We start from the raw sequence: 12,638 nt of genomic DNA on the forward strand, positions 1-12,638 counted from the left end.
TACCGGACACCGGTCGCTCAAACGCGCGGCTCCGCATACAGGCCGGACGGAGCCGGGGCAGAAATAAATTGTAGTGGAATCACCGGGAAAATGCCGAATCGCGCCGCAGGGCGATCCGGCGGATGGTTACAGCAGGAACAGCGTCGCCAGCCCGAGAAAGATAAAAAATCCTCCGGTATCCGTGATGGCGGTAATCAGGACGCTGGAGCCCACTGCGGGGTCCCGCCCCAGCCGGCTCATGGTCATCGGAATGAGCACGCCCATCAGTGCGGCAACCAGCAGGTTCAGCGTCATCGCCAGCATCATGACGGCGCCGAGCGGGAGGTCGTCATACAACAACCAGGTGATGACGCCCATAACGCCGCCCCAAACGATGCCGTTGATCAGCGCGACGCCCAGTTCACGCAGCAGCAGGAAGGAAACGTTGCCCGAACGCAGATGTTGCAGCGCCAGCGCGCGCACGATCATGGTGATGGTTTGGTTGCCGGTATTGCCGCCGATGCCGGCGACGATGGGCATCAGGGCCGCCAGGGCGACCAGTTGGGCGATGGAGTGTTCGAACAGGCCGATAACGCGCGAGGCGATGAACGCCGTACACAGGTTCAGCGCCAGCCAGGCCCAGCGCGTTTTAACCGCCTTGCTGACCGGGGCGAATACGTCCTCTTCGTCGCTTAACCCCCCCATGCCGCGCAGATCGCTGTCGCTCTCTTCATAGACGACGTCAACGATCTCTTCGATGGTCACGCGCCCCATCAGCTTCCCTTTGCCGTCGATGACGGCGGCGCTCAGCAGGTTGTCACGTTCGAAGTTACGCGCCGTTTCCTCATCGTTATCTTCCGGATCAAAGGTGGCCGGTTCGGTGTTCATAACGTGTTCTACGCGGGTTTCCGGCTTATGCAGCAGAATCGTCGTCAGGCTGAGGTCGCCCAGCAGCGTATTGCGCCGGTCGGTGACGAAAAGTTTATCGGTGTTGGCCGGTACGTCGCCGCGCATGCGCAGAAAGCGTTGTACCGTTGCCAGCGTGACGTCGGGGCGAACGGTGATCAGCTCAAAGTCCATCATCGCGCCGACGGTATGTTTGCCGTAACGCAGCACCTCGCGCACCCGCGCGCGCTGTTCCGGGTCCAGGGAGGTGAGCAGGCGCCCCATCAGGTTGCGCGGCAGGTATTGCGCCAGGTAAATCTGGTCGTCGATGTCCAGCGTCTGTAAGGAGCGCAACAAATCCTTGTCGCTCATTTCGTCGATCAGGCTGTCCCAAACGCTTTCCGACGCTTCCACCAGCGTTTTACCGCGCTTTTCGTTGTCGACCAGGCTCCACAGCGCATGACGCTCATCCAGCGGCAGGGCTTCCAGCGTATCGGCCATATCGGGCGCCGGCAGCCGGAGCGCCAGGGCCTTCAGCTCAGCGGCCTGATCCAGCAGCTCCGGATCGTCCAGCTGCGCTTCGTTGACGATGCGGCCCAGCATGCTGTCGACCAGCACCCGGTTATTCAGCAACAAATGCAGGATGCGGTTACGATCGTCCGCGCGCTGTCGGGCGCGGTTTTTCATCGTCACATTTCCGTGATGGCGGATATGATTTTCGGGGGCTGGCATGGGTGGTGTCGCTCCTTTAACTACAACTACGGGGCGTGGCCGGCAGGGTGGTCAGGTATACCGGCGCGATACGCCTGGGGCAGAATGAATGCTTGATTAACGGCGCCGGGCGGAATCAGGGGGCTTTATCCTGACTTGCCGGAAGCGATTGGCTTTGCTCAATGGCTTCCGCGCGTTTATCCTGATGGTGGGAGATGGCTCCGATGGAAGAGTACAACAAACGGCCAAATAAGATGATGAAGCTTATCAGCAACACTATCTTGGTCATTGTACTTGTTCGTCGTTTCATTCTGCTCTCTGTTATGCAACGCCTCTGGCGTGATTTAGGCACAAGGGCGGCGATTCGTCAATCCGGGGAACGTTAAGGGCGGAGTTTTTGTTATGCCGCGCTTTTCGGTTAACCGCCGTGACTATTGTTTCAGTGTATCATTCAACAATTATTATCAGCAGATATTATAAATATTTATTTTTATCCTTTACCAACCTAATTCCCCGATGGAAAATGTCTATATCCGGAAATGACTTATTATTGATTTAACATTCGCTCAATATTTAGCAATGACATGTAATGTATACGGTAAACTACTTAACATTCATGGGGCTATAACGGGTTGATGTAATACGGAATGCAGGGTTTGTTGATTTGAATCAAAGGGCAAACCCTGTGAGTCAATAAGATTTCGGGCCATTCTCTGAACATCGCATCACCTTGTCTGAATATAAAGGGATAGTTCTTATATAATCATGGACGTCTCCGGGACGCTAAATCCCGGCCACCTTGCCTGTAGGGTTTTTACGCCCGTGGGGCGCAAGGCGGTAGGAAGGATGGGAGCCCTTCTTTAATTTTTATCCGTAACCGGTACGGAGAATGAAGCCCGTATCGGTGAGTATGTTTAGTGCATGAATAATGTATCCCGGCGCTGTGCGCGCCATTTGAACCACTGGTGGGGGTTGCCGTTACTATTCAGTGCGGTCTTGTTGCCGCTGGGGTCGACTATCTCTCCCACGCTGGCGTTAGATGACGGTACTGCCTATCTGCTGTTTTGGCCTCTGGCGGTCGCGTTGTCCCTGCTGCTGATATTCAGTTGGCGTGTCTTTCCTGCGCTCGTATTAGTGAATATGATTCGTTATACCTATGCCATGGGACCGGGCATAGGTATTGCGGTTACGCTCGCCTTTTCTTTCGCTATCGGGTTATGTTGGTACGGTTTTACCAAACAGGCGGGAAGCCGCTGGTCGGCGGGGTTCGGCAATCCGCCGGCCATGTTTGCCCGGCTGTTCTGGCTGGCGTTGATTTTGCCGTTGCTCCTGATTTTGATCGTTCAGATCGCTATTATTCTGGGGGTATCGCCGCGAACCGTCGGTGAGCCTTCCACCAATCCGTTCACCATCCGGTCATTACTGAACTACCAGTCACTGGCGATAGTCTGCCTGAGCGGCGTACCGCTTTGCTACTATCTCATCCGCACGCTGATCCGGCCCCGTTTTTGGCGCGTTATCATACGGCGCATCCGGCGTGAAATGGCGCCCGGCGTTTCAATGTGGGAATTGTCGTTGTGGGTGCTGTCTACGGCCGCAATCGTTATTTTGCTTAGCGTACAGTTTCACGGTTCGGACAACATTCTGTACAGCGATTACACCCTGACGTTGCTGTTCCCGCTGATGCTGTTCGGCTCCATGCGCCTGGGGTATCAGCTCTCCAGCCTGATGTGGCATTCATCGGTCATCGTGTTGCTGTATAACTACCCGGGCTATGTGCGCCAGGAGGATTTGCTGCACAACCTGGCCTTCATCATGTCGATGCTGATGGTGTTTACCCTGACGGTGATCCTGATGTCGGTGTTAACGACGCGGCAGCGCCGGCTGTACGTTAAAAGCCGTCGTGCGGCGATGGTGGACCCGATGGTGCAACTGCATAACGTGCGCAGCCTTGAGCATACGCTTGAGGAGCATGAGCGTTCGGTATTGTGCTTCCTGCGCATCGCCAACCTGGATGCGCTGTGCCGGACTTACGGCATGCAGATGTGGGTTGAGTATAAGCAGCGGCTGGCGAAGGTGCTGATGGCCGAGATGCACCACAAGGATGAGCGGGTGTATCAGCTGCCGAGCTACGATCTGCTGATTCGTCTGAATATCCATGACTGGGAAACCACGCTGAAACGGCTTTCGCGCGCGCTGGAGCAATTCCGCCTGTGCTGGAACGGACTGCCGCTGCATCTGCATCATGGTATCGGTTATTGCATCGTGCGTTATCCCGTAGAGCATTTATACGCGATCATCGGTGAACTCAGCACGATGGCCGAGATTTCCCTCGGGACAGGCAAGCCGGAAAGTTCGCAGGCGAACTTCCGCCATTTGCAGAATAACATCAACAAAAAGGTCGATATGCTGCATGACATCCAGCGGGCGCTGGATGATAACAGCCTTATCCTCATGGCTCAGCCGATCCAGGGATTCCGCGGCGATCGTTATTATGAGATTTTGCTGCGTTTGCCGGGCGAAGACGGCATTGCGGTGATGCCAGATGCGTTCCTGCCGGTGGTTGATGAATTCGGGCTGAACTATGACATCGATCTCTGGGTGCTGAAGCATACGCTGGCGTTTATTGATGAAAACCGTGAGCGTCTGCCCGGCCTCTGTTTTTCCGTCAACCTGACGCCTTCAACGTTAGTGCGGCCGACGCTGGTACATGACATTGCCGAGCTGCTGCAAACTCACCAGGTTGAGCCTTATCAGCTGATTCTGGAAATTACCGAAACCAACGTCGCCCAGTCGCTGGAGCTGGCGAAGCAAACCCTGGCCAGCCTGCGTCAGCTGGGGTGCCGTATTGCCATTGATGATTTCGGTACCGGATACGCCAGTTATGACCGCCTGAAACACATTGAGGCGGATATCCTGAAAATCGACGGCAGCTTTATCCGTCCGCTGGCGGACAGCCTGCTGGATCAGCAAATCGTCGCCGCGATGTGCCAGATCGCCCGCCTGAAAAAGCTGACTGTCGTTGCGGAATACGTCGAAACCGAAGCGCAGCGGCTTCAGCTGAAGGTGCTGGGCGTGGATTACATTCAGGGGTATTTGCTGGGAATGCCGGTGCAGTTGTCTGAGCTGTAATCCATGAATTTTTTTTGAAGAAAATCAGCGTACCGGCCGCTGATTTTTCTTACCGTTGTGAGAGGGCGCCCGTCTGCATAATTATGCCAATACATCTGACCGCCTGCTCATTTCTTTGCAGTCAATCCACCAAGGTTATAAGTTGGTATGGCAGAGAATAATTCTTTGGCAAGGTGATTTTCTGTACAATTCTCCGAGCAGAATGCCAGAAACAGGCTGGTTATATACGCGGTGATGCTACCATAAAACAACATTATTCGCTGGTGCGGTGATTATCTCTGGACGATGATACCGCATCTGGTTTTGGCTCTTGTCTTTTTCCGGTCAGAACGTTTTACTTATCGCCGCTGTCGCCGGATAACCCCGACTAATAATACAAATAGCATTGTCACCGACCGGAACGTGATAGCCGGAAGGTAAGGGGAAGTTTTTGCGCCAGGGGAGTGCGGAGTCATCATCACCGGGATGTGCCATCGGCAGAATCATTCTGTTGTTTTCCTCTTTCCCTGCGCCGGTACGCGGCCGGCGGCAAGATCAAGATATCTTGATACCGTTGAATCGTTTTCGTTTAAGGCAATAACACGACATCCCATACTTATGAGCCATCGTTTAACATCTAAAGATATCCTCGCGTTAGGATTTATGACCTTTGCGCTGTTTGTCGGCGCAGGCAACATCATTTTCCCTCCCATGGTTGGTTTGCAGTCGGGCGAACACGTCTGGATTGCTGCTTTGGGCTTTCTGGTAACGGCGGTAGGGCTGCCGGTGATTACGGTTGTGGCCCTGGCGAAAGTGGGCGGCGGCGTTGACGCGCTCAGTACGCCCATCGGCCGCGCCGCCGGTCTGGTGCTGGCGACGGTATGTTACCTGGCCGTTGGCCCGTTGTTCGCCACGCCGCGTACTGCCACGGTTTCCTTTGAATTGGGGATCGCGCCGCTGACCGGCGACAGCGCACTGCCGCTGTTCATTTACAGCGTGATCTATTTCTCTCTGGTGATCCTGATTTCGCTCTATCCGGGTAAGCTGCTGGACACCGTGGGCCACTTCCTGGCGCCGCTGAAGATCGTCGCCCTGGCGATTCTGGGCGTTGCCGCGGTGATGTGGCCGGCCGGATCGCCGATTCCGGCGACGGAAAGCTATCAGGCGGTGCCGTTCTCCAACGGCTTCGTCAACGGTTACCTGACGATGGATACGCTGGGCGCGATGGTGTTCGGCATCGTTATCGTCAACGCCGCGCGTTCCCGCGGCGTGCAGGATTCACGCCTGCTGACCCGCTACACCATCTGGGCCGGTCTGATTGCCGGCGTGGGGCTGACGCTGGTTTACCTCAGCCTGTTCAAGCTGGGCTCCAACAGCGCTTCTCTGGTGCCGGATGCGCAGAACGGCGCGGTGATTCTGCATGCCTATGTTCAGCACACCTTCGGCGGCCTGGGCAGTTTCTTCCTGGCGGCGTTAATCTTTATTGCCTGTATGGTAACGGCGGTCGGCCTGACCTGCGCCTGTGCTGAGTTTTTCGCTCAGTATCTGCCGCTCAGCTACCGTGCGCTGGTGTTCATCCTCGGGTTGTTCGCCATGCTGGTCTCCAATCTGGGGCTGAGCCACCTGATTCAGATTTCCATACCGGTGCTGACGGCGATTTATCCTCCCTGTATCGTGATGGTCGTACTGAGCTTCAGCCTGCGCTTCTGGCGCTCCGCGTCGCGCGTCTTTGCGCCGGTGATGCTGGTCAGCCTGCTGTTCGGCATCCTGGACGGCGTTAAAGCCTCCGCCTGGCAGCATTTCCTGCCGGCATGGACCGAGAAGCTGCCGTTGGCGGCGCAGGGGCTGGCGTGGTTACTGCCGTCGCTGCTGGTGCTGGTGATTGCCGGTATCTACGATCGCATGAGCCACACGCCCAGCGTTCCGGTACACGACTGATCGTTCATATTCACGGCAGGCTTTAATAAGCCTGCCATCATGAACAGGATGAATTCCGAACGTCTTGCATTTATAATCACAAATTCTGATTTTCTTTTCATCACGGGCTGCGGCCCGTGATTTTTTGACAGGCGATAACGGATACATCTCTATGCAAGAGCAACCCAATAAGCTTAAACGTGGTCTGAATGCGCGCCACATCCGCTTTATGGCGCTGGGTTCCGCCATCGGCACCGGCTTGTTCTATGGCTCGGCCTCCGCCATTCAGATGGCCGGCCCCAGCGTATTGCTGGCTTATCTGATCGGCGGCGTCGTGGCGTTTATCATCATGCGCGCGCTGGGCGAAATGTCGGTCAATAACCCTCAGGCCAGTTCTTTTTCCCGCTATGCGCAGGATTACCTCGGGCCGATGGCCGGCTATATCACCGGCTGGACGTACTGTTTCGAAATTCTGATCGTCGCCATTGCCGACGTAACGGCATTCGGCATCTATATGGGCGTCTGGTTCCCGCATGTGCCGCACTGGGTGTGGGTGCTGAGCGTGGTGCTGATTATCGGCGCGATCAACCTGGTCAGCGTGAAGGTGTTTGGCGAACTGGAGTTTTGGTTCTCGTTCTTCAAGGTCGCGACCATCATCATCATGATTGTGGCCGGTATCGGCATTATCGTCTGGGGTATCGGCAACGGAGGGCAGCCGACCGGCATCCACAACCTGTGGGTCAACGGCGGGTTCTTCAGTAACGGCATTATGGGGATGATCCTTTCCCTGCAAATGGTGATGTTCGCCTATGGCGGTATTGAGATTATCGGGATCACCGCCGGCGAGGCGAAAAACCCGAAGGTGTCGATTCCCAAAGCCATTAACTCCGTACCGTTCCGTATCCTGGTGTTCTACGTGGGCACGCTGTTCGTCATTATGTCGATCTACCCGTGGAATCAGGTGGGCACCAACGGCAGTCCGTTCGTGCTGACGTTCCAGCATATGGGGATCACGGCGGCGGCAGGCATTCTGAACTTCGTGGTGATCACCGCTTCTCTGTCGGCGATTAACAGCGACGTGTTCGGCGTGGGCCGTATGCTGTACGGCATGGCGGAACAGGGGCACGCGCCGAAGATTTTCACCAAAATCTCCAGTAACGGCATTCCGTGGGTGACGGTGGTGGTGATGGTTACTGCGCTGCTGGCGGCGGTCTACCTGAACTACATCATGCCGGAGCGTGTTTTCCTGGTGATTGCGTCGCTGGCGACCTTCGCTACCGTTTGGGTGTGGATCATGATTTTGTGCTCCCAGATCGCCTTCCGTCGCCGTCTTTCCGCCGAACAGGTGAAAGCGCTGGAGTTTCCGCTGCGCGGCGGCATCGTGACGTCGGTGTTTGGCATCATTTTCCTGGTGTTTATCATCGGCCTGATTGGTTATTTCCCGGATACCCGTATTTCACTGATTGCCGGTGCGATTTGGATCGTGCTGTTGCTGGTAGGGTATGTGTTCGTGAAGAAGGCGACGCGACCGGTGATGAAAGGTTAACGTCGGCGATAAATGAAAAAACGGAGCCTGGGCTCCGTTTTTTTATGGCGCAGAAATGATTACGCCGGATGTCCGATTGAACGCATATCGTTGCCGGTCGGTGTCTGATGTACACGCAGCCCGAACTCCGGGATCACGGCAAAGGAGTGATCGAAGATATCCGACTGGATGTCTTCATACTCTGCCCAGACCGTAGTACTGGTGAAGGCATAAATCTCCAGCGGCAGGCCTTCTGCGGTCGGGGCCAGTTGGCGCACCATCAGCGTCATATCCTTACGGATGCGGGGGTGGGAGCGCAGGTAGGCCTGCAGATAGGCGCGGAACGTACCGAGGTTGGTCATGCGGCGCCCGTTCAGCGGTGAGCTGAGGTCGGTGTGCTGCTGGCTGTTGTACGTCGTCAGTTCCTGGGTTTTGGCATCGATGTAAGGCGCCAGCAGCTGGCTTTTCATCAGATGCTGATGTTCGTCATCGGATAAAAAGTGCACGCTGGTGGTGTCGATATTCAGGCTGCGCTTGATACGGCGCCCGCCGGACTCCGACATGGCGCGCCAGTTCTTGAACGAATCGGAAATCAGCGCGTAGGTTGGAATGGTGGTGATGGTGTTGTCCCAGTTTTTCACCTTCACGGTGGTCAGCCCGATGTCGATAACCGCGCCGTCGGCGCCGTACTTCGGCATTTCCAGCCAGTCGCCCATGTGCAGCATGTTGTTGGCGGAAAGCTGGATACCGGCGACCAGACCCAGAATCGGATCCTTGAACACCAACATCAGTACCGCCGTCATGGCGCCCAGACCGCTGATTAAAATCAGCGGCGATTTCCCGATGAGCAGGGAAATCATCATAATCCCGATAATGATGGCGGCAACCAGCTTGACCCCCTGGAAGATGCCGCGCAGCGGCAACTGGGAGGCAAAAGAGAACCGATGCGAGAGATCCAGCAGGGTGTCGAGCAGGGAGAACAGCGACAGCAGGGCGTAGAGCATGATCCAGAGCTGTGCGCACAGGATCAGGATATCACCGGCCTGCGTGCCCGGATGCAGCCAGACTACGGCCTGAATATTGACGATGATCCCCTGAATGGTCAGGGCGATGCGGCGGAACAGTTTGTTTTGGGTAATCACCTGCAACCACAGACGCTGGCTTTGCTGCCCCATGCGCTCCAGGCGGGTGAGTACGATACGGTGCAGGATAAAATGAATCACCAGGGCGGTGAGCAGTATCAGCCCCAGAATCACAATCAGCGATGTGGTATAGGTGTCGGTGAAATCCAGTCCATATTGTTCCAGCCATTTCATTACGTTTTTTTGCATGCATCTTCCTTAATTTTCCGATAGATAAACTATGATGTTGCACGTAATAGGCTACTTGTTCTGGATGCATCCCGCAACGCGGGATAACGGAATATCCTCCCCGCACCTCCTCCCCGTAAAACTTTCAGACAGATGAGCAGGATGTTCCGGCATCATGGCATGCTGCGCACAAAGGTATTCAGACGGAGACGATCCTGATGTTATTTGCATGGCACTTACCGGTTCCACCTTATGTCCGGCAGCGCGGGAACAAGCTGGACATCACGCTGCTGTTGCAGGGCAGCGACCTGCCGCAGCAGGTTTTCCTGCGCTGTGAGCCGGATAACGAAGAGTGGCTGCTGACGATGACGGCGCGTGAAGCGGGAGAGTACGTCAGCTATCACGGCGCGCTGCCGCTGACGGAGGGGGAGCCGCTGCGGCGTTATTGCTTCAAGATGCTGTGGGCGGACCGGCAACTGTGGTGCGGCCCGCGCGGCTTACAGGTTATTCCTCCGCCCCAGACGGAGCAGTTTGCCCTGGAGCTCCCCGGATCGCAGCCGGAGTGGGCCGCCGATCAGGTGTTCTATCAAATTTTCCCCGACCGTTTCGCCCGCGGAGAAGGGAAAGCGCCGCTTGCCGCCGGAGAGGACTATCTGGCCTGGGAGGCGCCGCTGAAAGCGAAGCAGGGCTCTTCCGCGTTTTACGGCGGCGATCTGGACGGCATTTGCGCCCGGTTGCCTTACCTGCAACGGCTCGGCGTGACCGCGCTATATCTGAACCCGGTGTTCACCGCGCCCAGCAACCACAAGTATGACACCGAAGATTACTACAACGTCGATCCCCGCTTTGGCGGCAACGACGCCCTGCTGCGTTTGCGTGAAGCGACGCGTGCGGCAGGTATGCGCCTGATTCTGGACGGCGTGTTCAACCATACCGGAGAAACGCATCCGTGGTTTGATCGTGCGGGGCGCGGCAAGGACGGGGCGTTTCACCATCCGGATTCCCCGCACCGTGAACGCTTTACCTTCCTGCCGGACGGGCGGGTGCTGGACTGGAAGGGCAACGCGCATCTGCCCAAGCTGGACTTCGCCAGCCAGCGGGTGGTTGACAGCATCTACCGGGGGCCGGACAGCGTGACGCGCTACTGGCTGCGGCCGCCGTACAGTATTGATGGCTGGCGGCTGGACGTGATTCACATGCTCGGCGAAGGCGGCAGCGCGCGCGGCAACCTGACTCATCTGGCCGGGATTTACCGCAGCATCCGCGAAGAGAATCCACAGGCGTATGTTCTGGGCGAACACTTCGGCGATGCGCGCCGCTGGTTGCAGGCCGGCGTGGAAGACGCCGCCATGAACTACATGGGATTCGCCCTGCCGGTCAGGGCGTTCCTGGCCGGTGTTGACGTCGCCTATCAGCCGGCGCAGCTCAGCGCAGGGCAGTGCGCGGAGTGGATGGAATCCTACCGCGCCGGGCTTTCTCATTCCCAGCAACTGGTGATGTTTAACCAGCTCGACAGCCACGATACTGCACGTATGCTGACGTTGCTGAACCACAATACGCGCCGGATGAAAATGGCGCTGGTCTGGCTGTTCACCTGGATTGGTATTCCCTGCCTCTATTACGGCGACGAGATTGGGTTGGACGGCGAAAACGATCCATTCTGCCGTAAAACCTTCCCGTGGGATGAGCAGCGCTGGGACGCCGGCCTGTTTGACGTCAGCCGTAAAATGGCGGCGTTGCGCAGGGAAAGCGTCGCACTGCGCCGTGGCGGCTGCCAGGTGATTTATTGCCGCGGTGAAACGCTGGTGTTCGTGCGTACTTACGAACATGAAACCTGGCTGGTGGCTCTGCAACGTGAGCGGACAGGGGAGTGCGTGCTGCCATTGACGCCGCTGTTGCCGTCCGGGGCGTGGATCTGCCAGGAGGGGGAAGGCGTGCTCACCGGCGAGGCAGACTATCTGGCGCTATCGCTGCCGGCGGAGAGTGCGACGGTGTGGCGCATATCGGCACAGGGCTGATCGTTCATTATTTTTGTATTGAAAAACGGAGCAGGTTATAGCCGCTCCGTTTTCTTTTTTGCGTAAAGCTGGTTTTTTTGTTTACTTACAATGCATTGGTTTAAATATTCAGCCATGAAAATCATGCATTTCCTAATCTATACCATAATTAGTCACGGCGGCATCAGCAATTACGTTAGACAAACAACACATTAAAGATGAAATATGTCCGCCGGGTTTCTGTTGCCCGACGCGTGGCGTTTGCTCACGGACGGGCGTTTCAGTCCCCGTGAGTCCCATTTCCGGTTCATCATTCCGGCTGCCCGTTTGCCGGTTTTTGGCGGGTCTTGTCGTAATAACAGAAAAGGCGACCGTGGGGTCGCCTTTTGTCGTTTTGGGTAAAACGAAATTACAGCTTGGCAGCGTTCTCAGACAGGTACTTAGCTACGCCGTCCGGAGAATCTTTCATACCGGCTTTGCCTTTTTCCCACTGTGCCGGGCAAACTTCGCCGTGCTCTTCGTGGAACTGCAGCGCGTCAACCATGCGCAGCATTTCGTCGATGTTACGGCCCAGCGGCAGGTCGTTAACAACCTGGTGGCGAACAATGCCGTTTTTGTCGATCAGGAAGGAACCGCGCAGCGCAACGCCGGCGTCCGGGTGTTCAATGCCGTAAGCTTTCTGGATTTCACGCTTAACGTCAGCAACCATGGCATATTTCACTTCACCGATGCCGCCCTTATCAACCGGGGTCTTACGCCATGCGTTGTGAACGAACTCAGAGTCGAAAGAAACGCCGACAACTTCAACGCCACGCTTCTGGAATTCTGCATAGCGGTGATCGAATGCGATCAGCTCAGACGGACATACGAAGGTGAAGTCCATCGGCCAGAAGAAGACAACAGTCGGCTTGCCGCTGGTGTGCTTTTTGAAGTTGAAGTTTTCTACGATTTCACCGTTGCCCAGTACGGCAGCGGCGGTAAAGTCAGGGGCTTGACGAGTAACCAGGACCATTGAAGAACTCCTGTTAATAGTTTGAGTGGTTGATTGAATCCTTAAGACGGGAATCACTATACGTATTTAACGTTTGTGAATAAAGGGTAAAACTCCAATCGATAATATAGCTTTTACCTATCAATCAGATTAAACAACGCAGTAGCGCCCTAAATTTAACCACTTTAAAAAAATGGGCAATACCCTGGCGG

Annotated in this window: 8 protein-coding genes; 4 read left to right on the forward strand and 4 right to left on the reverse strand. The window is 56.0% G+C overall.

Annotated features, from left to right (window positions below):
* Positions 1 to 126: 126 nt before the first annotated feature.
* Together mgtE and C8D90_RS13520 are read right to left on the reverse strand one after the other, a co-directional pair.
* Positions 127 to 1,551, reverse strand: a complete 1,425-nt coding sequence (gene mgtE / locus C8D90_RS13515) for a magnesium transporter (RefSeq protein ID WP_376744971.1) — start codon at positions 1,549 to 1,551, stop codon at positions 127 to 129.
* Positions 1,552 to 1,711: 160 nt separating this feature from the next.
* Positions 1,712 to 1,885, reverse strand: a complete 174-nt coding sequence (locus C8D90_RS13520; RefSeq protein WP_196238512.1) for a YfgG family protein — start codon at positions 1,883 to 1,885, stop codon at positions 1,712 to 1,714.
* 611 nt (positions 1,886 to 2,496) lie between these two features.
* Here C8D90_RS13520 and C8D90_RS13525 point away from each other — a divergent pair.
* The 3 genes from C8D90_RS13525 to proY all read left to right on the forward strand — a co-directional run bounded on the left by C8D90_RS13525 (position 2,497) and on the right by proY (position 8,149).
* Positions 2,497 to 4,707 carry a sensor domain-containing phosphodiesterase gene (locus tag C8D90_RS13525; protein ID WP_115458987.1) on the forward strand — a complete coding sequence of 737 codons (2,211 nt, stop codon included), beginning with the start codon at positions 2,497 to 2,499 and terminating at the stop codon, positions 4,705 to 4,707.
* Positions 4,708 to 5,304: 597 nt separating this feature from the next.
* The gene (brnQ, locus tag C8D90_RS13530) at positions 5,305 to 6,624 is read left to right on the forward strand and encodes a branched-chain amino acid transporter carrier protein BrnQ (RefSeq protein ID WP_115458988.1); all 1,320 of its coding nucleotides are present in this window, start codon (positions 5,305 to 5,307) and stop codon (positions 6,622 to 6,624) included.
* Between the two features lie 151 nt (positions 6,625 to 6,775).
* Complete coding sequence (proY, locus tag C8D90_RS13535; protein WP_115458989.1) at positions 6,776 to 8,149, forward strand: proline-specific permease ProY; 1,374 nt, start codon at positions 6,776 to 6,778, stop codon at positions 8,147 to 8,149.
* A gap of 59 nt (positions 8,150 to 8,208) precedes the next feature.
* On the opposite strand, the gene C8D90_RS13540 is transcribed toward proY, so the two are convergent.
* Positions 8,209 to 9,459 (reverse strand): mechanosensitive ion channel family protein, encoded by a 1,251-nt coding sequence (locus tag C8D90_RS13540; RefSeq protein WP_115458990.1) that lies wholly within the window; start codon positions 9,457 to 9,459, stop codon positions 8,209 to 8,211.
* 197 nt (positions 9,460 to 9,656) lie between these two features.
* Between C8D90_RS13540 and malZ the strand changes: the two genes are divergently transcribed.
* Positions 9,657 to 11,456: a maltodextrin glucosidase gene (malZ, locus tag C8D90_RS13545; protein WP_115458991.1), complete on the forward strand. Its 1,800-nt coding sequence runs from the start codon at positions 9,657 to 9,659 to the stop codon at positions 11,454 to 11,456.
* Positions 11,457 to 11,844: 388 nt separating this feature from the next.
* Here malZ and C8D90_RS13550 read toward each other — a convergent pair whose 3' ends face one another.
* The gene (locus C8D90_RS13550; protein WP_115458992.1) at positions 11,845 to 12,447 is read right to left on the reverse strand and encodes a peroxiredoxin C; all 603 of its coding nucleotides are present in this window, start codon (positions 12,445 to 12,447) and stop codon (positions 11,845 to 11,847) included.
* Positions 12,448 to 12,638: the final 191 nt, after the last annotated feature.

The sequence above is a fragment of the Enterobacillus tribolii genome (assembly GCF_003363015.1).
GTDB lineage: Bacteria > Pseudomonadota > Gammaproteobacteria > Enterobacterales > Enterobacteriaceae > Enterobacillus > Enterobacillus tribolii.